Here is a 21806-nt window from a genome sequence, read left to right on the forward strand (position 1 = left end):
CCGGGGCCGTGGTAGGATGAACCGGGAGGTGAAGTGATGAAGAAGTTTTTGGCTTTGATGGTGTTGTTGGGGCTCGGTTTGGCGCAGAGCGCGGGCGTGGGGGTTTACAGCGGCTACCCCACCTACCTCGGGGCCCAGTTCCAGAGCGATAACCTGCGCTTTGGCGTCGGCCTTTCCTATTTCGGGGTCGCCGGGGACGCGGCCCTGATCCTGCAGAAGAACCCCTTTCAGTCGGGTGAGCTTCCCACGAGCTGGTACTACGGGGCAGGCCTCGGGGCGGGGATTTACTGGGGCGGCGGGTTCCTTGTCTACCCCCACGGGCTTGCCGGGGTGGAGCTCCGGCTCCCCGATCCCGCCATCAACCCGTACTTTGAGGTCCAGCTGGGGGTGAGCCTGTTTAACTTCACCATCCCTGCGCCCCATTTCGCCGGCCGCCTGGGGGTGATCCTCAGGTAAGGGGAGGCTATGATGGGGGGGATGCGCTGGCGTCCCCTCCTTTTGCTTTCCCTCGCCCTGGCCTCCTGCGCCCGGCCCGACACGGCTCCGCCGGAACTCGGCCTGGTGGAGCCCGGCGGAGGGGGCCTCGCCCCTGGGCGGAACCTCTTGGTGGAGGGCTACGCCTTTGACCCCTCGGGGGTGGCGAGCGTGCGGGCAGGAGGCCAGGAGGTGCTTCCCCCGGAGGAGAAGGGGAAGAAGCTCGTCCGCTTCCGTTTCCGCCTGCGGGCTCCCGCCTCGGGGCAGGTGGAGGTGCGCCTCGAGGCGGAGGATCTCCTGGGCAACCGGGGGGAAAAGCGGGTGCCCTTGGTCCTGGACGCCTCGCCCCCCCGCATCGTGGTGGAGCGGGTGGAGGAGGAAGGGGCCCGGGTCCGGCTTTACGGCTGGGTGGAGGACAACGTGGGGGTGGACCGGGTGACCCTCCAGGTGGGGGGACGGTTCACCCCCCTCTCCCTGCCCAAGGAGGCGAGGGTTCCCTTCTTTGTGGAGGCGCCTCGAGGGGCCCTCCTGGTGGCGGTGGACGCCGCCGGGAACCGCTCCTCCCGCCGCCTTCCCTAGCCGTGGTACACTGCCCCTCGGTATGCCGGATACCGGCGAAACCTTGGCCCATCTGGCCCGGGCCTTGAGGGAGACACCTCCCCACCCTGAGGCCTCTTCCAGAATCCGGGAGATCGCCAAGCTCCTGCACCGCCTGCCCCCTTCCCGGGAGCGGGACGGGCTTTTGGCGGTGGCTTACCTTCGTCTGTACCAGGCCTTAAGGAAGGAGGAGGACTACTTGAGGGGGTATAGCTACGCCCGCACCGCCCGGCTGGAGGCGGTGCGGCTCATGGCCGAGCGGTTGGCCGGGACCTGGGAGGGAAAATGAAGGAGCTCTTGGGGCTTTTGGCGGTCTGGTCCATCGTGCTTTCGGGGTTGGCCTTGCTGGGGGGCGTGGCCCTCATCCGGAGAGGGAACCGGGTAGCGCACCACCGGGCGATGCTCACCGCCACGGGCCTGGCCGTCCTCTTTTTGGTCTTCTACCTGGCCAAGTGGGGGCTCTACGGCACCACGGCCTACGGGGGCCCCGAGGCCTGGCGGGGGGCGTACTACTTCGTGCTCCTCAGCCACACCCTCCTCGCCGCCATCAACGGGCCCCTGGCCCTCTACGTCATCTGGCGGGCTTTTCGCGGGGAGTTTGCCCTGCACAGGCGCTGGGCGCGGGTCCTGGTCCCCGTCTGGCTCTACGTGGCCCTCACGGGCTGGATTATTTACCTGGTGCTCAAGCGCTACGGCGTGGAAACCGGAGGCCTTACCTTCTAGCCCAGGGCTCCACCACGATCCGGCCCCCCTCCACCCGGGCCCGTTCGGGGCCCCGGGCCTTTTCCCCTTCCGGGGCCTGGGCCAGATGGGGGCCGATGCGCACCTGCTTCGCGGCGAGCTCTAGGGCGAAGATGAAGCGCTCCTCGTCCCCCAAAGCCCCGGCGTGGGCCAGGCCCCTCAGCTTGCCCACCACGATCACGTCCCCCCCCGCCACCACCTCCGCTCCAGGGTTCACGTCCCCCAGGACCACCACGGTGCCCGGGTGCTCCACCCGTTCTCCAGAGCGCAAGGTCTTGGCCACCACCAGGGTGCCCACGGGGAGGCGCCCTCGAGGGGGAGACAGGGTGAGGGGCCGCCCCAGGGCGAGGAGGGCCTCCAGGACCTCCTGGCCCACGGGGCCCGCCACCTCCACCTCCAAGGGTAACCCCTCGGGCAGGTCCAAGGACCGGATGGCCTCGGGGGTTTCGCCGCCGTCCAGGCGAAGGGCCAGGGCCTTGGGGGTGGCGCGAAGCCGCATGGGGCTATTCTACCGGGCTATCCCCCAGTAGGCGGCCATGACCTTCTTCACCGCAGGAAGGGCCACCCGGCTGCCCTCCCCGCCGTTTTCAAAGAAGGCCACCACCACCAGGGGTGGGTAGGGGGCGCCCGGATCGGTGGGGCCGTAGCCCATGTACCAGGCGTGTTCCAGCCCCACCCGTTTGCTCGGGGTTTCGGCGGTGCCGGTCTTGCCCCCGGTGGGCACGGGAAAATCGCCTAGGACGTGCCGGGCCGTGCCCTCGGTTACGGTTTTGCGAAGGCCCTCCTGCAGGACCTGCCAGTAGCGCCCAGGTACCCTTTGCCCCTCCGGGCGCATCTCGGCCTTGCCCAGGCGCTTCACCAGGTGGAGCTGGGGTCTGAACCCGCCGTTGGCCAGGGTGGCGAGCATCCGGGCGATCTGGGCGGGGCTCGCCAGAACGGGACCTTGCCCGATGGCCACGGAGAGGGTTTCCCCGGGGTACCAGGGCTCCCCGTAAGCCTCCCGCTTCCAGGCACGGGTGGGGAGGAGGCCCACCTTCTCGGCCACCTCCAGGCCCGTGCCCTCTCCGAGACCTAGGAGCCGGGCTCTTTCCGCCAGGCGATCCACGAAGCCCAGGGGGTCCTGGGCCACCGCCTGGTAGTACCAGGTGTTGCAGCTCCAGGCGATGGCCTCCCGAACCGTCATGGGGCCCATGTCCCGGCCGGCCCAGTTGCGCCGGATCTGCCCGCCGAAGACGATATAGGGGCTGCAGCGGAAGGTGGTGGTGGGGGTTACGTACCCCTCCTCCAGGAGGGCGTAGCTCGTGGCCAGCTTGAAGGTGGAGCCGGGGGTGTAGGGCTGGACCGCCCGGTTGAGGAGGGGGAGGTCGGGGTCTTGGAGAAGGGCCCCCACCTCCTTGGGCACCGGGCGCATGGCGAAGAGGTTCGGGTCAAAGGAGGGGGAGGAGGCCATGGCCAGCACCTCCCCGCTCCTCGGGTCCAGGGCCACGATGGCCCCCTTGACCCTTCGGGCTAAGGGAAGCCCCTGGAGGCGCCTACCGGCGTTGATGTCGTCCAAAGCCTCCTCCAGGGCCCGTTCCGCCGCCTTCTGCAGGTCCAGGTCCAGGGTGAGGACCACGTCCTGGCCGGGTACAGGCTCCTCCAAGACGGTTTCCCGGAGGCGCTCGCCCTTGACGTTCACCTCCACGGCCTTCACGCCCCGCCTTCCCCTCAGATAGGGTTCCAGGGCGGCCTCGAGGCCCGCCTGGCCCACCTCTTCCTCGGGGCTGTAGCCCCGCTTCACCTGCTCCGCGTTGGCCAGGAGGACGTAGCCCAAAACCGGCCCGGAGATGGGATTGGGGTAGTAGCGCTCCACCCGCTCCACCAGCTTCAGGTTCTTCTGGCCGGCGGTGAGCTCGGCCAGGGTGGGCAAGAGGTGCTCCGGGACCCCCGCCTTCAGCACCACGGGGCCTTGGGCCCTGGGCAGATCCTTCAAGCCTAGAAGGGGCAAAAGCCTTTCCTTGAAGAGAACTTCTCCGCCCTCGTAGACCAGGTCCACCACCAGGCGGTCCTGGGCGATGACCCGGCCCTTGCGGTCCAGGATCCGGCCCCTGGGGGCGGGAAGGCCCTCGGTTTTCAGGTAGTTGCCCTGGCTCCTAAGGGCGTACCTCTCGTGCTCCAGGACCTGAAGCTGCCAAGCCCGAAGGCCAAGGAGGCCGAAGGCCACGAGAAAAAACACCATTAGGGCGTAGAGGCGGCCGATCATGGGGATCTACCCAGGCGCAGGGCGAGGAGGTAAAGGGGGAGGGTGAAAAGACCTTCCAAGAGCAGGTCCCCAAGAACCAGGGGCGGCAGGTCCAGGCGGAGCCAGTAGGCCACCAGGAAGTAGCCGAGCCACTTGGCCAGAAAAGCCCAGAAGAAGGCGAAGAGGCGGGGGAGGTAGCCCTCTGGGCTTAGGCGGCGGCCGGCGGCGTAAAAGGCGTAGGTGGCCAGGGTGAGGCCCACCGCGTGGAGCCCCAAGAGCCCGTAGCCCAGAAGGTCTTGAAGAAGGCCCAAGGAAAAGGCTGCGGGCAGGCCCAGGTAAAAAGGCCTTCGGGCGGCGTACCAGAGGGCCAGGACCAGGAAGAGATCGGGGGCCATGGCCCCTTGGGGCCAGAGGGCGGAAAGGAGCCCCGAGAGGAAGAGGGTGAGAAGGGCTAGGAAGGGGATCATAGGGGCCTCAGGACCATGACCTCTTCCAGGAGGGAGAGGTCCACCAAGGGGCGGACCCAGGCCCGAAGTTTTAAGCCTCCCGGGGACCGCTCCACCCGCTCCACCCTGCCCACGGGGATGCCGTCGGGGAAAAGCCCTAAAGGGGCCCCGGTGAGGAGGAGGTCCCCCGGGTTGAGCCTCACGCTGGGGGGAAACTCGGCCACGAGGTGGCCGGGAGGGGCCCCCCGGGCGATGCCCCTCCCCGGGGCCTTCTCGGGGCGCACCCCCACCTGGCTTTCCGGGTCCAGAAGGGTGCGCACCAGGGCCCGCCGCTCCTCCACTTCCACCACCAGGCCCACCAGCCCTTCGGGGGCGGTGACGGGCATGCCCACCCGGAGGCCGTCCCGCTCCCCCAGGCCCAGGACCAGGCGGCGGTAGAGGCCCGAAAGGTCCTCCCCCACCACGGGGGCCACGGCCCAAAGCCCGGGGGCCTGGCTTTGGCGGACCCGGAGGGCGCGCTCCAGCTGGTTCACCTTGAGGGCGAGGCGTTTGTTCTCCGCCTCCAGGAGGGCCACCTTGGCTCTTAGGGCCCGATTTTCCCCGTAGAGGTCCTGGCGGTTGGCCAGGGCGCTCAAGGCCGCCTTCAGGTTCTGCCCCAGGCGGTAGCCCCAGGCGGGCAGGGGGGCGGTGAGGGGGGAGAGGGCCAGGGTGAGCCTGGGGGCCAGGGGCCGGGTAAGGGCGGAAAGGGCGAGGCCCAAAAGGAGGAAAAGGAAGAGGAGGCCTCGGCGGAGGGCGGTCTCCCTCATGGCCGGAACCCCCGTTCCCAAAGGAGGGCGAAGACCCGGGAGACGGGGAGGCCCACCACGGTGTAGAAGTCCCCCTCCACCCGCTCCAGGAGGGCCATGCCCAAGCCCTGGGCTCCGTAGCCCCCCGCCTTGTCCAGGCCCTCGCCGCTATCCACGTACCAGGCGATCTCCTCCTCGGAAAGCGGCCGGAAGAAGACCTTGGCCGTGTGCACTTCCTCCACCATCTCCTTTGGGGTGCGGAGGTAGAAGGCGGTGTGCACCAGGTGGGGCCTGCCCGAGAGGCGCCTGAGGAAGAGGCGGTTTTCCTCCGGGTCCTTGGGCTTGCCCAGAACCTCCCCGTCCAGGTCCACCACCGTGTCCGCGGCCAGGACCCATTCCCCCCTCACGGCCTCCCCTTTGCGCCGGGCCAAGGCCTGGGCCAGGGCCTTAGGGGGAAGGGGGAGGTCTTCTTCCTCTACCCCCGGCACCACCACCCGCACGCGGTAGCCCAAAGCCTCAAGAAGGGCCTTCCTCCGGGGGCTACCGGAGGCCAGAACCAGGACGGGGGAGCCCTCCGAAGGCGGGATCGTGCCCTTTTGGCGGGAATCCTTCTCCCAAGCCGAGGCAGAACGGCCCTGGGAATGGCCCTTTCCAGGGCCCCCGTGCTGGCGTAAGCCGGCTTGGGCTGGTATCAGAGGGGTTTCCCTTCCTCCCATAACCGCAGCACCTCCCGGCGGTACCGCTCCGCCAAAGGGGGGCTTTCCAGGACCAGGAGGTTCTCGTTGTTCACCTGCCAGGCCCTGGCGGTGAAGTTGTAGCTTCCCGTGACCACCCTGGTCCCGTCCAGGACGATGACCTTGTGATGGAGGGTGTAGGGGTTCCCGTCCTGGCGCACGGGGATGCCCGCCTTGAATAGGTCCTCCTCGCGGCTATCCCTCAGGTTGCGGCTTTCCAGGAGGACCCGCACCTGGACGCCCCTTTGGTGGGCCTTTTCCAGGGCCTCTACCAGCTTTCGGTCGGTGAGGACGAAGGCGGCTACCAGGATCTCCTTCCTGGCCTGGGCCACGGCCTGAAGGAGGGCCTCCCGCGCCCTCTCCCCTCCCTTGGGGCTGAAGTAGGCTCTTCCCGAGAGGGGGGGGTCCTCGAGGCGGAAGGCCACGGGAAGGCCCAGGCCTTCCTTCTCCCCTCTGAAGAGGGCCTGGAACTCCCGGGCGTAGCCCTGGGCCAGGGTGGGGGAGGGGAGGAGGAGGCTGTTTTCGTTGTTGCGGGCGAAGGCGTTCCAGGTCATGTTGGTGCTCCCCGTCCACACCGCCTTCCCGTCCGCCACCAGGAACTTGTGGTGCATGAAGCCGTCCCGCTCGTCGTAGCACACGGGAATGCCCGCGATCTCCTCGCACTCTAGGGAGGTGGGGCGCACCTTCTCCCTTAGGGCCGCCTGGGGCACCCGGGGAGGTTCTTGGGTCTGCCCCAGGCTTGCCCCCACCAGGTAGCGGCGGAGGTCCTCCCGGTAGTCGCTTTCCCCGTAGAGCCGCACCTTCACCCCCCGCCCCTTCGCCCGCAGGAGGCCCTGGGCGATCTCCAGGTCGCGGAACTCGTAGAAGGCCCCCTCCAGGCTTTCCTGGGCCCCGTCCATGAGGGCGAGAAGTCGGGCCTTGGCCCTTTCCCCGTCCTCGGGCATGAAGTAGACCTCAGGCCCGCCTCCCTCCAGGGGGGCCCTTTCCGGGGTGAGCCCGGGGCGGAGCTCCTGGAAGAGCCAAAGGAGAAGGAGGACGAGAAGGACGAGGTAGCCGGGAAGCCCGGCGATCTCCTTCTTACGGGGCCTTTTAGTACCCAAGGTTTCCCCCTTCTCCCCTGACCAGGGCCACCCCGCTGGAGGTGCCAAGCCTCTTGGCCCCGGCCTCCAGCATCTTGAGGGCGGTCTCCCGGTCCCTTATGCCCCCCGCCGCCTTCACCTGGGCCCGGCCCCGGGCTACCCGGACGAGGAGCTCCACGTCCGAAAGGCTCGCCCCTCGAGGGCCAAAGCCCGTGGAGGTCTTGAGGAAGTCCGCGCCTCCCCCTATGGCCGCCTCCGCCAGGCGGGCCACCTCTTCGGGGGAGAAGTACCCCGTTTCCAGGATCACCTTGAGCACCGCCTTGGGGACGGCCTCCCGCACCGCCCGCACCTCCTCTTCCACGTAGGCCACCTCCCCCGCCTTGGCCCGGCCCAGGTGGATGACCATGTCCACCTCGTCCGCTCCTCGGGCCAAAGCGAGGGCGGCCTCCAGGGCCTTCGCCTCCTTCTCCTGGTAGCCCAGGGGAAACCCCACCACCGTCACCAGGCGGAAGGGCGCGTGGGGGTAGCGGGCCCGCACCCAGGTCACGTAGGAGGGGGGGATGCAAAGGGCGTAGAAGCCGTATTCCAGCGCCTCCTCCGCCGCCTTAAGCACCTCCTCCGGGGTGGCGGTGGGCCGGAGGAGGGTGTGGTCGATGTGGGCGGCCAGGTCCATACCTCGCCATCATACGAAACCCGCGTGCTAGGATGGGAAGAAGCCCCGTTCGGGGCTTTTTTTGAGGTCAAGATGCTTGCCGTAGGAATCGTAGGTCTACCCAACGTGGGCAAGTCCACCCTGTTCAACGCCCTCACCCGGGCGGGGGCCCTCGCCGCCAACTACCCCTTCGCCACCATAGACAAGAACGTGGGGGTGGTGCCCCTGGAGGACGAAAGGCTCTATGCCCTGCAGAAGGCCTTCGCCAAGGGGGAGCGGGTGCCGCCCGTGGTGCCCACCCACGTGGAGTTCGTGGACATCGCCGGGCTCGTCAAAGGGGCCCACAAGGGGGAGGGGCTTGGGAACCAGTTCCTGGCCCACATCCGCGAGGTGGCGGCCATCGCCCACGTCCTCCGCTGCTTCCCCGACCCCGAGGTGGTCCACGTCATGGGCCGGGTGGACCCCCTGGAGGACGCGGAGGTGGTGGAAACCGAGCTCCTCCTCGCCGACCTCGCTACCCTGGAGAAGCGGCTTGAGCGCCTGAGGAAGGAGGCCCGGGCTGACCGGGAAAAGCTTTCCCTCCTAGAGGCGGCCGAGGCCCTTTACGCCCACCTCCAGGAAGGCAGGCCCGCCCGCACCTTTCCCTCCTCGGAGGAGGTGGCCCGCTTCCTCAAGGAGACCCCCCTCCTCACCGCCAAGCCCGTGATCTACGTGGCCAACGTGGCCGAGGAGGACCTGCCCGAGGGAGAGCAAAACCCCCACGTCCAAGCGGTGCGGCGGAAGGCGCAAGAGGAGGGGGCCGAGGTGGTGGTGGTCTCGGCGAGGCTCGAGGCCGAGCTCGCCGAGCTTTCCCAGGAGGAGGCGAGGGAGCTCCTTTCCGCCTACGGGCTTAAGGAAAGCGGCCTCCAGCGCCTCGCCCGGGCGGGCTACCGGGCTTTGGGCCTCCTCACTTTCTTCACCGCCGGGGAAAAGGAGGTGCGGGCCTGGACCGTGCGGCGCGGGACCAAGGCTCCCCAGGCCGCCGGGGAGATCCACTCCGACATGGAGCGGGGCTTCGTCCGGGCCGAGGTCATCCCCTGGGACCGCTTGGTGGAGGCCGGGGGGTGGGCGCGGGCCAAGGAGCGGGGGTGGGTGCGCCTCGAGGGCAAGGACTACGAGGTCCGGGACGGGGACGTCCTCTACATTCTTTTCAACGTTTGACGTCCCTTCCCTTTTGCTCTACAATCGGCCTTGGCCGCTGGGGCGTCGTCTAATGGCAGGACAGCGGACTTTGGATCCGCCGGTCGTGGTTCGAGTCCACGCGCCCCAGCCACCTTTTTCACACAGCTTTCGCAAAGCCCGGATAGACCGCTTCCGTGGCGGCGGACTATCCGGGCCCGCTCCTATTAAGCCGCAACCAGGCCTTACGGGCCTATGTGGAGCTGGTCCTTTCCGAAAGGGGTTCCCCGTTCAGGCGTTTGACTTGGCCCGGGAGGGCCTTTTTTGGCTTAACACCCCTCGCCATATCCTCTTGGACGAGGACCTGGACGTGGACGCCTTCGCCGTGGCCGCCCGCATCCGCCACGTGCGACGGCTCAAGGAGGTCCCCCTCGCCGTCCTCATCTCCCCTCAGGAAAAGCTCCGCACCACCGCCGAGGTGGTGCGGGTGACCCCCATAGAAAAGCCTCTCACCCGGGAGAAGCTCTTTCGGTTTATGGGCCTTTCGGCCTAGAGGGTAAACTTAGGGGCGTGCGGGCGTTGCGCTTTCTCTTCCTCGCCCTTGTGGGGCTTCTCTTTGGGGTCCTTCTGGCCTTGGGCTATCTGGCCTACGCCTACACCCGGGGCCTCCCGGACCTCTCCCAGTTTGAGCGCTTGCGCCTCACCGCCACCTCCACCCTCTACGCCCGGGACGGTACCCCCCTGGCCCAGATCGCCAGCGTGGAGGAGGGTAGGGCCATCCACCGGAGCCTGGTCCGCCTTGCGGAGGTCTCCCCGGCGGCGGTGGCCGCCGTGGTGTTCTCCGAGGACCGCCGCTTCTTCCGGCACTACGGGGTGGACGTTCTTAGGGTTTTGGGCGCGGTTTACGCCATCGCCCGGGGGGACCTGCAGGGGGGAAGCACCATCACCACCCAGGTCATCAAGAACACCCTCCTTAAGGAGCTGGCCCAGGCCCGCTCCTTGGAGCGGAAGTTCAAGGAGTGGGCCCTGGCTTTAGAGCTGGAGAGGCGCTACACCAAGGAGGAGATCCTGGAGATGTACTTAAACGTTGTGCCCTGGGGGGGGAACGCCGTGGGCATCAAGGGGGCGGCGGAGGCCTATTTCGGTAAGGACCCTGCCGCCCTCACCCTCTCCGAGGGGCTTTACCTGGCCTCCCTCATCCCCGCGCCCAACGCCCGCTACCAGGACCTGAAGGGGGTGCGGGAAAGGATGCGCCTTCTCCTCCAAAAGATGGTGGAGGAGGGGTGGGTGAGCGAGGAGGTGGCGGAGGCCGCCTGGAAGGAGCCCCTCGTCCCAAAGGGCTGGGAGGCGCGCTACGATGCCCAGGGCAACCTCCTGGAGGCCCGCCTGGTGGACCCCGAAGCCCGCCTTCTCAGGCAGCTGGACTACCGCATGGCCCCCCACTTCGTCCTGGAGGTGCGGCGCTTCCTCGAGGCCCGCTTTGGCAAGGAGAAGGTCTACGGGGAGGGGGGGCTTAAGGTCTACACCACCCTGGACCCCGCCATGCAGCGGGCGGCGGAGGAGGTGGCCCGTAGGGCCCGCCTGCCTGAGGGGGCGGAGCTCGCCCTGGTGGCCTTGGACCCCGCGACGGGAGAGGTCTTGGCCCTGGTGGGGGGGGTGCGGCGGGAAGGGGACGAGTACAACCGGGCCACCCGGGCCTTAAGGAACCCGGGGAGCGCGGTCAAGCCCTTCGTTTACGCCACCGCCTTTGAGGCGGGCTGGACCCAGGCCACCTTGGTGCCGGACAGGCCCTTGGAGTTCCCCGACCCCAGCCAGCCTGGGGGGCTTTGGCGGCCCAAGAACTTTTCCGGCACCTTTCTCAACCGGGAGATCACCGTGCGCTACGCCCTGGACCTCTCCTTGAACCTGCCCGCCATCTACACCGCCCAGGCCATCGGCGTGGAGCGGGTAGCGGAGAAGCTCTCCCGGGCCGGGTTCGCCGTGAAGTACCCCACCTTGGCCATCGCCATCGGGGGGGCTTCCATTACCCCGGTGGACCTGGCCGCCGCCTACGCCGCCTTCGCCAACGGGGGTTACCGGGTGGCCCCCCTCTACGTGCAAAGGGTGGAGGACGGCGAGGGGAGGGTGCTCTACCAGGCCGCCCCCGAAAGGCGCCGCCTCTTTGACCCCCTGGCGGCCTACCAGGGCTGGGACCTCCTCAAGGGGTACGTGTACGACCTGGGGGAAAAGGGCCTGGCCAAGGGAGCGCGGGTTCCGGGGCGGGTGGTGGGGGGGAAGACCGGGACCACCAACGAGGCCCGGGACCTCTGGTTCGCCGGCCTCACCCAAGGGCTTTCCGTGGTGGTCTGGGTGGGGCGGGACGACAACCAGCCCTTGCGCATGGGCGGGCGGGAGCCCTCCAGCTCGGTGGTGAACCCCCCCATCTTCCGGGACTTCGTGGCCGAGGCGCTGAGGGGCCGCCCAAGCGGGGACTTCCCCATGCCCTCGGGCCTAGTGCGGGCGCGGGTGGACCTCCTTTCGGGGTACGCCTCCCAAGGCGGGGTGCAGATGGTCTTCCCCCGGGGCAAGGAGCCTCCGCCGCCCCCTCCACCGGAGGCCCCCCCGCCCCAGGAACCCCCCCCGGAGGGGACCCCATGAGCCTCCTCGCCCAGGTCCGCGTGGTCCTGGTGGAGCCCCAGGAGCCCATGAACGTGGGGGCCGTGGCCCGGGCCATGCGCAACTTCGGCCTTTCTCGGCTTTACGTGGTGAACCCCGGGCCCCGGGTGGGCCCGCCTTGGGCGCAGGAGGCCTACTGGCTGGCGGTGCACGCGGAGGAGATCCTGGACCAGGCGGTGGTGGCCCCTGGGCTCCTCGAGGCCCTTCGGGGGGTGCAGCGGGTGGTGGCCACCACGGGGAGGCCGAGGGAGCTCTACCCCGCTCCCGTGGTGCCCGCCTGGGAGGTGCCCCGGCACGTGCTTTCCGCGGAGGGGGAGGTGGCCTTGGTCTTCGGCCGGGAGACCTTCGGCCTCACCAACGAGGAGCTGGACCTGGCCCACCTCATCGGCACCATCCCCACGGCGCCCGAGCAGCCCTCCCTGAACCTGGCCCAGGCGGTGGTGGTCTTCGCCTACGAGCTTTTCAAGGCGGCCTCCCAGGGGGAAGGGGGGCCTAAGGAGGAGCTGGCGGAGGTCTCGGCCCTCGAGGCCCTCTTCCAGGACCTGGGGCGCTACATTTTGGAGATCGGCTTCACCGATGCCAACCGCTTCCCCTACGCCATGCGCCGCCTGAGGCGCATCCTCCACAAGGCGAGGCTTTCCCCCGGGGAGGTCCAGCTCTTGAGGGGGCTTCTCCACCAAAGCCGCTACCGGATGAAGAACCGAGATGGTTAGCGAGAACCTCCTGCGCCTGGTCCGCCTGGCCCAAAGGCTCCTCCCGCCCTTGATCGCCGCCGTGGTGGTGGCCTTTGAGCTGGCCCTTCTGCCCTACCGGCATCAGGACATGACCCTATGGCTCCGCCTGGGCTTTTACGGCCTGGTGGGGCCTTTGGTGACCTACGCCGTTTTGGAGTGGATCGCCCAGGAGGTCCTGGAAAAGGTCCGGGCCGAGCGGGCCCTGGAGGAGGCCAACCGCCGTTTGCAGGCGGCGGGGAGGATCTTCCGGGAGGCCCTAAAGAGCCAGAACCTGGAGGAGGCCACAGGCCGCCTGGCCCAAGCCCTTCAGGAAACCCTGGGCTACGGGGTGGCCCTGGAGGTGGAGGGGGTGCGGGCGGGGGAGGAGTGCGGGGGGCTCAGGGTGGAGCTCCCCGGCCTAAGGGGCTTTCTGGAAGCCTGCTCTGAGGCCCCTGACCGGGTCTTTTTGGAGGTGCTGGCCCACGAGGTGGCGGGGGCCTTGCAGTCCGTGGTGGCCCGGAGCCGGGACTTCCTTACCCTCTACGAGGTGGACCAGGCCCTGAAGGCCGAGGCCAACCTGGACCGGCTCTTAGAAGGTCTTCTGGAGCGCATCCGCGCCTGGGCCGAGGCCCAGGGGGGAGGGGTGCTCCTCCTGGACGAGGAGGGCTTCCTGGTGCCCCGGGTGGTGCGGGACCTGGATCTCCCGGGCCACCCCTTTCTCCCGGAAGGCCCCTGGCGAGGAGCCTTGGAAGGCCCCATCTTCGTGGCCCGGGACACCTTGGCCCTGCCCCTCAGGGCCCGGGAGACCGTGGGGGTGCTGGTCTTGAGAGGCCAGGGGCTTTCCCGCCGCATCCCCTTCCTCTCCTTTTTGGCCTCCCAGGTGGCCCTGGCGGTGCGGAACGCCCAGGCCTACCTCAGGGCGGAAGAGCTCGCCATCAACGAGGAGAGGACCCGTATCGCCCGGGAGATCCACGATGGGCTGGCCCAGAGCCTGGCCTTCATGGCCCTGAAGCTGGACCTGGCGGAAAGGCTCTTGGCCAAGGACCAGGAAGCGGCCCTTAAAGCCCTCCGGGAGGTCAAGGACGCCCTGAGGGCCCAGATCCGCGAGGTCCGGCGGAGCATCTTCGCCCTAAGGCCCATTGACCTGGAGCGTTACGGCTTTCTGGAGTCCGTGCGGCGCTACGCCCAGGCCTTCGCCGAGCAGGCGGGCTTCCGGGTGCTCCTCTCCTTGCCCGAGCGGGTGGGGCTTTCCCAGGCCAGCGAGCTGGTCCTCTTCCGGGTGCTCCAGGAGGCCCTCACCAACGCCGCCAAGCACGGCAAGCCCACCCGGGTGGAGGTGGTCCTGGAGCCCTTGGGAGAGCGGGGGGCAAGGCTTACCGTGAGGGACAACGGCAAGGGCTTCCAAAGCCCCGAGGCGGCGGGCCTAGGGGGGTTTGGCCTTACCCAGATGCGCGAGAGGGTGGAGGCGAGGGGAGGGCGTTTCCTGGTGCGCTCCGAGCCCGGAAAGGGGACGGAGGTGGTGGCGGAGGTGCCCTACTGAGGCCACCCCGTGCCGGCGTGGGGGAACCGGGCTGGGGCCCTTTATGATGGGGGCATGGACCGGCCCGTCCGCGTGCTCTTCGTGTGCCTGGGAAACATCTGCCGTAGCCCCCTGGCCGAGGGAGCCTTCCGCAAGCTCCTGAAGGAGCGGGGCCTCGAGGCCCACTTTGAGGTGGACTCGGCGGGCACCGGGTCCTGGCACGCCGGGGAGCCCATGGACCCCAGGGCCCGGCGGGTCTTGGAGGAGGAGGGGGCTTACTTCCCCCACGTGGCCCGGGCCATGACCCCGGAGGACGCCCGCTACTACGACCACATCCTGGTCATGGACCGGGAGAACCTGCGGGAGGTGGAAAGGCGCTTTCCCGAGGCCCGGGGCAAGGCCCGCCTCCTCCTGGAGGAGTTGGGTGGGGGGGAGGTGCCGGACCCCTACTACGGGGACCTCCAGGACTGCCGGGAGGTTTACTGGACGGTGGAGGCCGCGGCCAGGGCCTTTTTGGAAAGGCATGGACCCCCTGTCCCTGTTGAGGAAGGCGGGGCTTGAGGCGGAAGGCCCTCCTGTCCCCCTCCACGGGGGGGATATGGCCCGGGTCTACCGGGTGGGGGCCTACGTGGTGAAGACGGCGGAAGACCCTCCTCGAGGCCTGTTTCCTGCGGAGGCCGAGGGGCTTTCCGCCTTGAGGGCCTGGGGCGCGCCGGTCCCTAGGGTCTACTGGTGGGGGGAGGAGGGCCTGGTGCTGGAGTACCTCCCCCCAGGCCCTGAGGACTGGGAGGGGTTGGGGCGGGGGCTTGCGGCCCTGCACCGGGGGCGGGGGGAGGCCTACTGGGCGGGGGCCGGGTTCTTGGGCACCTTTCCCTTGCCCGGGAGGCAAGGGGGGGATTGGACGGAGTTTTTCTTCCTGCGGTGCGTGGAGCCCTTCCTAAGGGCCACCTGGAAACGGCTGGGCGGGCTGGGCCCCAAGGTGGAGGCCCTTTTCCACAGGCCTTTGCCCACGGAGGGGCCTTCTCCCCTGCACGGTGACCTCTGGCACGGGAACGTGCACTTTTCCCAAAGGGGTCCGGTCCTGCTGGACCCTTCCTTCTTCGTGGGGGAGCGGGGGGTGGACCTGGCCATGATGCGGCTCTTCGGCGGTTTTTCCGAGACCTTCTGGCGGGCGTACCGGGAGGCCTACCCCGTTCCCGAGGAGGTGGAAAGGGCCCTTCCCCGCTACCAGGTCTACTACCTCTTGGCCCACGTCCACTTCTTCGGGGAAGGCTACCTGGGGGCTTTATGGAAGGCGATTTCCGCCTCTTAGGGCCCATCGACCTCCTCCAACTCTTGGCCCAGGGGGGAAAGACCGGGGTCTTCCGGGTGGAGGGGGGGGAGGTTTACCTGGAGGGCGGTAGGCCCGTGCACGCCGCCTACCGAGGGAAGGAGGGGAAGGAGGCCCTTCTCGCCCTTCTCGCCCTTAAGGAGGGGGATTTTCGCTTTCTTCCCGGGGAGCGGGCGCCCCGCACTTCCTTAAGCGGGCCCTTGGAGGGGTACCTCTTGGAGGCCCTTCGCCTGTTGGACGAGGGGGTGGAGGTGGGCCCTTTTGACCTGGTGCGGCCAAGTCCGAAGGCCAAAGAGGCCGAGGCCACCCTGGAGCCCGCCGAGCTCGCCCTCCTCCTGGCCCTGGAAGGGGGTAAAAGCCCCCTGGACCTCCTTCCCGCCACGGGCTTTCCCCTGGGGGAGGTGCTCAAGCGCCTGGGGCGGCTGGCCCGGCTCCGCCTGGTGGAGGTGGCCCCCAGGGTGCCCCACGCCGCCAGGCTCCGGGTGGCCCTGGGGAAGCGGGGGGCCCAGGTGGACGGGCTTCTCCTCGCCGCCTGGCGGGTCCACTACGGGGAGTTTGCCCGGGTGCGGGTGCGGGGAGCCCGGGAGGCCTCCTTGGCGGTGGAGGGGGCAGAGGGGCTTGGGGTGGAGCTACGGCTTGCCCCCGAGCTGCTCCTCTTTCACGGCTTCAGGGTAGGGGAGGAGGTTTGGGTCTGGCCCGAGGTGTAGGCCTATACTGAAAGCCATGCCCGAAGCCCTGGTGGCCTTGGAGTCCGCGGTCCTCACCCACGGCCTGCCCTACCCCTTGAACCTGGAAACCCTCGAGGCCCTGGAAGAGGCGGTGCGCGAGGAGGGGGCCACCCCCAAGACCATCGCCCTGGTGGGGGGAGAGGTGCGCCTAGGCCTAACCCCCGAGGAAAAGGCCCGCCTGGCCCAAGGAGGAGCCGACAAGGCCAGCCTCTGGAACCTGGCCGCCCTCCTGGCTCAAGGGAAGAGCGCCGGCACCACCGTGGCCGCCACGGCCCACCTGGCCCACCTCCACGGCATAGAGGTCTTCGCCACCGGGGGGATCGGCGGGGTGCACCCCGAGCCCTACGACGAGAGCGCCGACCTCGTGGCCCTCTCCCGCACCCCCATCCTGGTGGTCTCGGCGGGGCCAAAGGCCATCCTGGACCTCGCGGCCACCCTGGAGCGGCTGGAGACCCTGGGGGTGAGCGTGGTGGGCTACCGCACCGACCGCCTCCCCGCCTTCTATGCCCCCTCTTCCCCGTACCCCCTGCCTGCCCGGGTGGAGACGCCCCTGGAGGCCGCCCTCCTTTTCCGCAAGGCGAAGGAGCTCGGCCTTGGGGGTGTGCTCCTGGTGAACCCGGTCTCCCAGGGCCTCCCCTACGAGGAGGTGGCCCGGATGGTGGCGGAGGCCAACCGCCAGGCCGCGCGCGAGGGCATCTTTGGCAAGGCCCTCACCCCCTACCTCCTCCGCCGCCTCGGCGAGCTTTCCCAGGGGGAGACCGACCGGGTGAACCGGAGGCTCCTCCTGGAAAATGCCCGCCTGGCGGCCCGCGTGGCCCTGGCCCTTTCGGGGTTAGAATAGTCTTGTGTGCGAGCTGGGGGAGAGGCTTAGACGGGCGCGGGAGGAGCGGGGCCTAAGCCTAAAGGAGGCGGCCTCCCGCTTGGCCTTGAAGGTGGCGGTCCTCGAGGCCCTGGAGGCGTGCCGCTTTGAGCGGCTTCCCGAGCCCGCCCTGGCCCGGGGGTACCTCCGGCGCTACGCTCTCCTTTTGGGCCTGGACCCCGAGCCCCTCCTTTCCCTGTACCCCGCCGCCCCCGTTTCTCCTCTCCCTCCTCCCCGCCCCAAGGGACGGCGCCTTCCCTGGGGCCTTTTCCTGGCCCTCCTCCTCTTGGGCCTGGGTTACGGGGCCTACCTCCTTCTTCGGCCAAGCCCCGCCCGGGTGGTGGAGCTTCCTCCCGAGCCCGCGCCCAAGGCGCCGGAGCGCTACCCCTTGAGGGTGGCTTCCGAGCCCCCTGGGGCCCGGGTTTACCTGGACGGCTTTTACCTGGGCCAGACCCCCCTGGAGGCCCCGCCCCTGGAGGGGGGAAGGCGGGTCCTCCGCCTGGAGCTTCCCGGATACCGGCCCGTGGAGGAGGAGATCTCCCTGGACCGGCCCCTCGCCCTCCGCTACCGCCTTCAGGCCCTGCCCGAGAACCCTGGGCCGCCTCCCCAGGAGGCCCCGGCCTCCTCGGGGAAGCTCGTCCTTAAGGTGGAGGGCCGGAGCTGGCTTCGGGTCACCCGGGGAGGGGAGCGGCTTTACGAGGGCATCCCCGAGGTGGGGGCGGAGCTTGCCTTTGACCTGCCCGTGGAGGTGCGCTCCGGCAACCCGGGAGCGGTGCGGGTCATCCTGGAGGGGAAGGACCTCGGGCCTTTGGGGGAGCCTGGCAAGCCCCTCACCCGGAGCTTTCCCTGAGGGGCCCGCTGGAAAAGGCCTCCCTTCTTGGCTATACTCTTCCTTTGTTGGGCCCTTAGGCCCCGGGAGACGTATGGCGAAGATCGGCTTTGTGAGCCTGGGGTGCCCCAAGGCCTTGGTGGACTCGGAGCAGATCCTTTCCCGGCTCAAGGCCTTAGGCTACGAGACGAGCCCCACCTACGGGGAAGCGGAGCTCGTCATCGTGAACACCTGTGGCTTCATCACCCCCGCGGTGGAGGAGAGCCTCGAGGCCATCGGGGAAGCCCTCCGGGAAAACGGCAAGGTGGTGGTCACGGGGTGCCTGGGGGCGCGCCCCGAGAAGATCCGGGAGCGCCACCCCCAGGTGCTCGCCGTCACGGGCCCGGGAGAGGTGGAGCGGGTTCTGGAAGCGGTGCAGGAGGTCCTCCCCGCCCCGCGGGACCCCTTTTTGGACCTCGTCCCCCCCCAGGTGAAGCTCACCCCCCGCCACTACGCCTACCTGAAGCTCTCCGAGGGGTGCGACCACCGCTGCAGCTTCTGCATCATTCCCAAGCTCCGGGGAAGGCTCCGCTCCCGGGACGCCGGGGAGGTCTTGGCCGAGGCGGCGAGGCTCGTGGCCACGGGCACCAAGGAGCTCCTCCTCATCGCCCAGGACCTCTCGGCCTACGGGGTGGACCTCGGGCACCGGGCGAGCCTCTGGGGGGAGCGCCTGGTGCGGGCGGAGCTTAAGGACCTCCTCGCCCACATGGCCGAGCTCGGGGCCTGGATCCGCCTCCACTACGTCTACCCCTACCCCCACGTGAAGGACCTCCTCCCCCTCATGGCCGAGGGCAAGGTGCTCCCCTACCTGGACGTTCCCCTGCAGCACGCCTCGGAGCGGATCCTCCGCCTCATGCGCCGCCCCGGGGGGTACCACAGCCACCTCAAGACCCTCAAGGCCTGGCGGGAGGCGGTGCCGGAGCTCGCCCTGCGCTCCACCTTCATCGTGGGCTTCCCCGGGGAAAGGGAGGAGGACTTCCAGATGCTTCTGGACTTCCTGGAGGAGGCCGAGCTGGACCGGGTGGGGGTCTTCGCCTACTCCCCGGTGGAGGGGGCGGAGGCCAACCGCCTCCCGGACCCCGTGCCCGAGGAGGTGAAGGAGGAGCGGAAGGCGAGGCTTTTGGAGCTCCAGGCCCGGGTGAGCCTCAGGAAGAACCAGCGCCTCGTAGGGAAGACCCTCGAGGTCCTGGTGGACGAGCTCCCCGAGCCCGGCCTCGCCGTGGGCCGCACCTACCGCGACTCTCCCGGGATCGACGGCGTGGTCTACGTGGAGACCGATGGCACCGTGCGGGTGGGGGAGAGGATCCCCGTGCGCATCACCCGGGCGGAAGCCTACGACCTCTTTGGGGTCCAGGCGTAGGATAGGGGCGGTATGTACATCGTCATCGCCGGGGGCGGGGAGGTGGGCGGGGAGCTCGCCCGCACCCTGGAGAAGACCCACGAGGTGGTGGTCATTGACCGCAACCCCCAGGCCAAGGAGCGCTTCGCCCCGCTGGACGTCAAGGTGGTGGTGGGGGGGGCCACGGACCCCGACACCCTGAGGGAAGCCGGGGTGGACCGGGCGGACCTCTTCATCGCCAGCACCGACTCCGACGAGGTGAACCTCCTGGCAAGCCTCCTCGCCAAGGGGCTTGGGGCCGCCCAGGTCCTCTGCTTCGTGGGCAAGGGGGGATACGTGGAGGTCCTCACCGACCCCCGCACCGCCGAGATCCTGGGCACCCGCATTGACCGGGTCCTCTGGCCCCAGCGGGCCATGGCCCGGGAGATCGTGGAGGTGATCCTGGTGCCCGAGGCGGTGGACGTGGAGCAGCTGGCGGAGGGGCGGCTTCGCTACGCGGAGTACCGGGTGAAGGAGGGGAGCCCCTACGCCCACCGCCCCCTCTCCGAGCTCTCGTGGCCCGAGGGGGTCTTGGTGGTAGGGGTGGTGCGGGATGGGGGCTTCCTGAGCTTCGCCCACCCCGACTTCCCCGGGCTCGTTCTGCACCCGGGGGACAAGCTCCTCTTCGCCACCACGGCCAAGGCCTTTCCCGAGCTGGAGGCCCACTTCGCCGAAGGGCGGGGGGTGCGGCGGGTGATGGTGCTGGGCGGAGGAAACGTGGGCTTTTTGGTGGCCCAGGAGCTCCTGCGCCGCCGGGTGGAGGTGGTGGTGGTGGAGCCCAGCCTGGAGCGGTGCCAGTGGCTCGCCCAGGAGCTCCCCGAGGCCCTGGTCATTCGCGGGGACGGGACGGACCTGGAGCTCCTCGAGGCCGAGGGGATGGCGGAGGCCGACGCCGTGGTGGCCGTGACCGACAACGACGAGAAGAACCTCCTGGCCTCCCTCCTCGCCAAGCAACTCGGGGTGGGCAAGGTCATCACCCGCGTGTCCCGCTCCGGGACCCGCCGGCTGTTTGAGCGGGTGGGGGTGGATCTGCCCCTAACCCCGCGCCAGGCGGCGGTGCGGGCGGTGTTGGACTTCCTGGGTCCGGAGAACGTGGAACACGTCTCCACCATGGACGAGAACATCGAGCTTTTGGAGGTGGAGCTTCCCGAAAGCTTCGCTCCCAAGCCGTTGGCGGGCCTCGCGGGGCCCCAGGTGGCCCCCATCGCCTTGGAGCGGGACCACCGGGTGATGCTCTACCGGGAGGGCCTCGAGGCCCTCCCCGGGGATCGGCTTTTCCTGGTGGCGGCCCGGGAGGTGGCGGATGCGGCGGTGGCTCGGATCCTCGGCTAAGGAGGGGTTCCGCTCCACCCTCTACCTCCTGGGCCTCGCCTACCAGGGCCTTGGGGGGCTCCTCCTGGGGTTCGCCCTCCTGGCCCTTCTCTGGCGCGAGGACGCCCGGGGTTTCGCCCTGGCGGCCCTTTTGGGGTTTGGGCTTGGGCGCCTCCTCCAGGCCCTGGGGCACCCCGAGGCCCAGCCCAGGCGGGCCGAGGTCTTCGCCAGCGTGGCCCTCCTTTGGCTGGCGGTGCCCCTTTTGGGGGCGGTGCCCTACTGGGTTTCCGGAGGGCTTGGCTACCTGGACGCCCTCTTTGAGGCGGTCTCCGGGTTCACCACCACCGGGGCCACGGTGCTCAGCGATTTCGGCCGCTTCGGCCAAAGCCTCTTCCTCTGGCGCGGCTTCACCCAGTGGATGGGCGGCATTGGCATCGTCCTCCTCTTCCTGGTGGTCTTCCCCCAGCTCCAGGTGGCGGGCCGCCAGGCTTTCTTCGCCGAGGCCACCGGGGTGGAGAAGGAGAAGCTCACCCCAAAGCTTCGCCACACCGCCCAGGCGGTGCTTAGGGTCTACCTCCTCCTCACCGCCTTGGCCTTTTTGGCCTACTTCGGGGCGGGGGTCCCCGCCTTTGAGGCCTTGGCCAACGCCCTGGCCACCACCCCCGCCGGCGGGTTTAGCCCCAATCCGCAGAGTTTCGCCTCCTACTCCCCGTGGGCCCAGTGGGCGGGGACCCTCTTCATGTTTTTGGCGGGGGTGAACTTCCTCCTGCAGTACCGCCTCTTCTTCCGCCGCGAGGTGAGGCCCCTCTTCCGGGATGCCGAGTTCCGGGCCTATGCGGCCCTGGTGCTTCTTGCGGGGGTCCTTCTCGCCTTCTACCTTTACACCCATCACCTCTACGGCCTCGAGGAAAGCCTCCGCCACGCCTTCTTCCAGGTGGTCTCCATTCTCACCACCACGGGCTTCGCCAGCGTGGACTTCGCGGGGTGGGTGGTCCCCGCCCAGGCGGTTTTGGTCCTCCTCATGTTCGTGGGGGGAAGCGCGGGCTCGGGCGCGGGCGGGATCAAGGTGGTGCGCTGGCTCTTGCTCTTCGGCTTCCTCAGGCGGGAGATCACCCGCACCCTTCACCCCCAGGCGGTGCTTCCCCTGCGCCTGGGGCCGAGGGTGGTTTCCGAGGAAGCCCTGCGCCAGGTTTCCGTGTTCGTCTTCCTCTACACCCTGCTTTTCGCCGCGGGGACCCTGATTCTGGCCCTTCTGGAAAAGGACTTCGTGGTGGCCTTCACCGCCAGCGCCCAGGCCATCGGCAACATCGGCCCGGGCCTGGGCCCCGTGGGGCCCATGGGCTCTTACGCCGGCCTCCACCCCCTGGCCAAGGGGGTGCTCATCCTCCTGATGTGGGCGGGGCGGATAGAGATCCTGCCCGTGGCCCTCCTGCTAAGCCCCGAGCTTTGGCGGCGCCTTAGGTGAGGGCTGGGACCCTTCGCTCAAGCCCAAGCCGGTATAATCACCCAAGTTGCTACCTATCCCTGGGCCTGAAAAAATAGTGGCCGCTATGCTTTC

General features: G+C 69.1%; 23 protein-coding genes, 1 tRNA gene and 1 pseudogene. 18 read left to right on the forward strand and 7 right to left on the reverse strand.

All coding sequences use genetic code 11. The features are described from left to right. Positions 1-78 precede the first annotated feature (78 nt). From ABJK26_RS09480 to ABJK26_RS09495, 4 genes are read left to right on the forward strand one after another with little or no spacing between them, the layout of a single operon-like run. Positions 79-456 (forward strand): hypothetical protein, encoded by a 378-nt coding sequence (locus tag ABJK26_RS09480; protein ID WP_347242036.1) that lies wholly within the window; start codon positions 79-81, stop codon positions 454-456. A 21-nt stretch (positions 457-477) separates the two neighbouring features. Beyond that, the gene (locus tag ABJK26_RS09485; protein WP_347242037.1) at positions 478-1053 is read left to right on the forward strand and encodes a hypothetical protein; all 576 of its coding nucleotides are present in this window, start codon (positions 478-480) and stop codon (positions 1051-1053) included. Positions 1054-1075: 22 nt separating this feature from the next. Next, a complete protein-coding gene (locus ABJK26_RS09490) occupies positions 1076-1360 on the forward strand; it encodes a hypothetical protein (protein ID WP_347242038.1) in 285 nt (94 codons plus the stop codon). After that, positions 1357-1794: a DUF420 domain-containing protein gene (locus ABJK26_RS09495; protein ID WP_347242039.1), complete on the forward strand. Its 438-nt coding sequence runs from the start codon at positions 1357-1359 to the stop codon at positions 1792-1794. Before ABJK26_RS09490 ends, ABJK26_RS09495 begins: the two co-directional genes overlap by 4 nt. Here the strand turns inward: ABJK26_RS09495 and minC are convergent. The 7 genes from minC to deoC all read right to left on the reverse strand — a co-directional run bounded on the left by minC (position 1784) and on the right by deoC (position 7750). Continuing rightward, positions 1784-2311, reverse strand: a complete 528-nt coding sequence (minC, locus tag ABJK26_RS09500) for a septum site-determining protein MinC (RefSeq protein ID WP_347242040.1) — start codon at positions 2309-2311, stop codon at positions 1784-1786. The two genes, ABJK26_RS09495 and minC, sit on opposite strands and share 11 nt — an antisense overlap. Positions 2312-2320: 9 nt before the next feature. Beyond that, entirely contained in the window at positions 2321-4054 is a 1734-nt protein-coding gene (locus ABJK26_RS09505) for a penicillin-binding transpeptidase domain-containing protein (RefSeq protein WP_347242041.1), read from the reverse strand. Then, positions 4051-4500 carry a rod shape-determining protein MreD gene (mreD, locus tag ABJK26_RS09510; RefSeq protein ID WP_347242042.1) on the reverse strand — a complete coding sequence of 150 codons (450 nt, stop codon included), beginning with the start codon at positions 4498-4500 and terminating at the stop codon, positions 4051-4053. The genes ABJK26_RS09505 and mreD overlap by 4 nt, the downstream gene beginning before the upstream one ends. Then, complete coding sequence (mreC, locus tag ABJK26_RS09515; RefSeq protein WP_347242043.1) at positions 4497-5285, reverse strand: rod shape-determining protein MreC; 789 nt, start codon at positions 5283-5285, stop codon at positions 4497-4499. Before mreC ends, mreD begins: the two co-directional genes overlap by 4 nt. After that, positions 5282-5824, reverse strand: coding sequence for a Maf family protein (locus ABJK26_RS09520; RefSeq protein WP_347242061.1), 543 nt, complete (start codon positions 5822-5824; stop codon positions 5282-5284). Before ABJK26_RS09520 ends, mreC begins: the two co-directional genes overlap by 4 nt. A gap of 131 nt (positions 5825-5955) precedes the next feature. Further along, the gene (locus ABJK26_RS09525) at positions 5956-7098 is read right to left on the reverse strand and encodes a phospholipase D-like domain-containing protein (RefSeq protein ID WP_347242044.1); all 1143 of its coding nucleotides are present in this window, start codon (positions 7096-7098) and stop codon (positions 5956-5958) included. Further along, positions 7088-7750, reverse strand: a complete 663-nt coding sequence (gene deoC / locus ABJK26_RS09530) for a deoxyribose-phosphate aldolase (protein ID WP_347242045.1) — start codon at positions 7748-7750, stop codon at positions 7088-7090. Before deoC ends, ABJK26_RS09525 begins: the two co-directional genes overlap by 11 nt. Positions 7751-7822: 72 nt before the next feature. Here deoC and ychF point away from each other — a divergent pair, with 72 nt between their 5' ends. The 14 genes and pseudogenes from ychF to ABJK26_RS09600 all read left to right on the forward strand — a co-directional run bounded on the left by ychF (position 7823) and on the right by ABJK26_RS09600 (position 21713). After that, complete coding sequence (gene ychF / locus ABJK26_RS09535) at positions 7823-8929, forward strand: redox-regulated ATPase YchF (protein ID WP_347242046.1); 1107 nt, start codon at positions 7823-7825, stop codon at positions 8927-8929. A gap of 38 nt (positions 8930-8967) precedes the next feature. Continuing rightward, positions 8968-9041, forward strand: a tRNA-Gln gene (locus tag ABJK26_RS09540). Between the two features lie 43 nt (positions 9042-9084). Continuing rightward, positions 9085-9440 (forward strand): annotated as a pseudogene (locus tag ABJK26_RS09545) (response regulator). A gap of 17 nt (positions 9441-9457) precedes the next feature. Continuing rightward, a complete protein-coding gene (locus ABJK26_RS09550) occupies positions 9458-11524 on the forward strand; it encodes a transglycosylase domain-containing protein (protein WP_347242047.1) in 2067 nt (688 codons plus the stop codon). Beyond that, positions 11521-12255: an RNA methyltransferase gene (locus ABJK26_RS09555; protein ID WP_347242048.1), complete on the forward strand. Its 735-nt coding sequence runs from the start codon at positions 11521-11523 to the stop codon at positions 12253-12255. Before ABJK26_RS09550 ends, ABJK26_RS09555 begins: the two co-directional genes overlap by 4 nt. Beyond that, entirely contained in the window at positions 12248-13795 is a 1548-nt protein-coding gene (locus ABJK26_RS09560; protein ID WP_347242049.1) for a histidine kinase, read from the forward strand. The genes ABJK26_RS09555 and ABJK26_RS09560 overlap by 8 nt, the downstream gene beginning before the upstream one ends. 54 nt (positions 13796-13849) lie before the next feature. Beyond that, positions 13850-14335, forward strand: coding sequence for a low molecular weight protein-tyrosine-phosphatase (locus ABJK26_RS09565; protein WP_347242050.1), 486 nt, complete (start codon positions 13850-13852; stop codon positions 14333-14335). Continuing rightward, the gene (locus ABJK26_RS09570) at positions 14298-15086 is read left to right on the forward strand and encodes a fructosamine kinase family protein (RefSeq protein ID WP_347242051.1); all 789 of its coding nucleotides are present in this window, start codon (positions 14298-14300) and stop codon (positions 15084-15086) included. The genes ABJK26_RS09565 and ABJK26_RS09570 overlap by 38 nt, the downstream gene beginning before the upstream one ends. Continuing rightward, positions 15062-15811, forward strand: coding sequence for a DUF4388 domain-containing protein (locus tag ABJK26_RS09575; protein WP_347242052.1), 750 nt, complete (start codon positions 15062-15064; stop codon positions 15809-15811). Before ABJK26_RS09570 ends, ABJK26_RS09575 begins: the two co-directional genes overlap by 25 nt. Before the next feature lie 16 nt (positions 15812-15827). Further along, entirely contained in the window at positions 15828-16673 is an 846-nt protein-coding gene (locus ABJK26_RS09580; RefSeq protein WP_347242053.1) for a pseudouridine-5'-phosphate glycosidase, read from the forward strand. A gap of 4 nt (positions 16674-16677) precedes the next feature. After that, a complete protein-coding gene (locus tag ABJK26_RS09585) occupies positions 16678-17541 on the forward strand; it encodes a RodZ domain-containing protein (protein WP_347242054.1) in 864 nt (287 codons plus the stop codon). 73 nt (positions 17542-17614) lie between these two features. Continuing rightward, on the forward strand, positions 17615-18919 hold the full coding sequence (gene rimO, locus ABJK26_RS09590) for a 30S ribosomal protein S12 methylthiotransferase RimO (RefSeq protein WP_347242055.1): 1305 nt from the start codon (positions 17615-17617) through the stop codon (positions 18917-18919). 12 nt (positions 18920-18931) lie between these two features. Next, positions 18932-20269, forward strand: a complete 1338-nt coding sequence (trkA, locus tag ABJK26_RS09595; RefSeq protein WP_347242056.1) for a Trk system potassium transporter TrkA — start codon at positions 18932-18934, stop codon at positions 20267-20269. Further along, the gene (locus ABJK26_RS09600) at positions 20241-21713 is read left to right on the forward strand and encodes a TrkH family potassium uptake protein (RefSeq protein ID WP_347242057.1); all 1473 of its coding nucleotides are present in this window, start codon (positions 20241-20243) and stop codon (positions 21711-21713) included. Before trkA ends, ABJK26_RS09600 begins: the two co-directional genes overlap by 29 nt. The last annotated feature ends 93 nt before the right edge of the window (positions 21714-21806 follow it).

The organism is Thermus sp. (genome assembly GCF_039793865.1).
Lineage (GTDB): Bacteria > Deinococcota > Deinococci > Deinococcales > Thermaceae > Thermus.

Bases quoted from the DNA above. Each gene is read 5' to 3' on its own strand.
- ABJK26_RS09485 (WP_347242037.1), top strand. From the start codon at position 478: ATGCGCTGGCGTCCCCTCCTTTTGCTTTCCCTCGCCCTGGCCTCCTGC.
- ABJK26_RS09490 (WP_347242038.1), top strand. From the start codon at position 1,076: ATGCCGGATACCGGCGAAACCTTGGCCCATCTGGCCCGGGCCTTGAGG.
- ABJK26_RS09495 (WP_347242039.1), top strand. From the start codon at position 1,357: ATGAAGGAGCTCTTGGGGCTTTTGGCGGTCTGGTCCATCGTGCTTTCG.
- minC (WP_347242040.1), bottom strand. From the start codon at position 2,311: ATGCGGCTTCGCGCCACCCCCAAGGCCCTGGCCCTTCGCCTGGACGGC.
- ABJK26_RS09505 (WP_347242041.1), bottom strand. From the start codon at position 4,054: ATGATCGGCCGCCTCTACGCCCTAATGGTGTTTTTTCTCGTGGCCTTC.
- mreD (WP_347242042.1), bottom strand. From the start codon at position 4,500: ATGATCCCCTTCCTAGCCCTTCTCACCCTCTTCCTCTCGGGGCTCCTT.
- mreC (WP_347242043.1), bottom strand. From the start codon at position 5,285: ATGAGGGAGACCGCCCTCCGCCGAGGCCTCCTCTTCCTTTTCCTCCTT.
- deoC (WP_347242045.1), bottom strand. From the start codon at position 7,750: ATGGACCTGGCCGCCCACATCGACCACACCCTCCTCCGGCCCACCGCC.
- ychF (WP_347242046.1), top strand. From the start codon at position 7,823: ATGCTTGCCGTAGGAATCGTAGGTCTACCCAACGTGGGCAAGTCCACC.
- ABJK26_RS09555 (WP_347242048.1), top strand. From the start codon at position 11,521: ATGAGCCTCCTCGCCCAGGTCCGCGTGGTCCTGGTGGAGCCCCAGGAG.
- ABJK26_RS09560 (WP_347242049.1), top strand. From the start codon at position 12,248: ATGGTTAGCGAGAACCTCCTGCGCCTGGTCCGCCTGGCCCAAAGGCTC.
- ABJK26_RS09565 (WP_347242050.1), top strand. From the start codon at position 13,850: ATGGACCGGCCCGTCCGCGTGCTCTTCGTGTGCCTGGGAAACATCTGC.
- ABJK26_RS09570 (WP_347242051.1), top strand. From the start codon at position 14,298: ATGGACCCCCTGTCCCTGTTGAGGAAGGCGGGGCTTGAGGCGGAAGGC.
- ABJK26_RS09575 (WP_347242052.1), top strand. From the start codon at position 15,062: ATGGAAGGCGATTTCCGCCTCTTAGGGCCCATCGACCTCCTCCAACTC.
- ABJK26_RS09580 (WP_347242053.1), top strand. From the start codon at position 15,828: ATGCCCGAAGCCCTGGTGGCCTTGGAGTCCGCGGTCCTCACCCACGGC.
- rimO (WP_347242055.1), top strand. From the start codon at position 17,615: ATGGCGAAGATCGGCTTTGTGAGCCTGGGGTGCCCCAAGGCCTTGGTG.
- trkA (WP_347242056.1), top strand. From the start codon at position 18,932: ATGTACATCGTCATCGCCGGGGGCGGGGAGGTGGGCGGGGAGCTCGCC.
- ABJK26_RS09600 (WP_347242057.1), top strand. From the start codon at position 20,241: ATGCGGCGGTGGCTCGGATCCTCGGCTAAGGAGGGGTTCCGCTCCACC.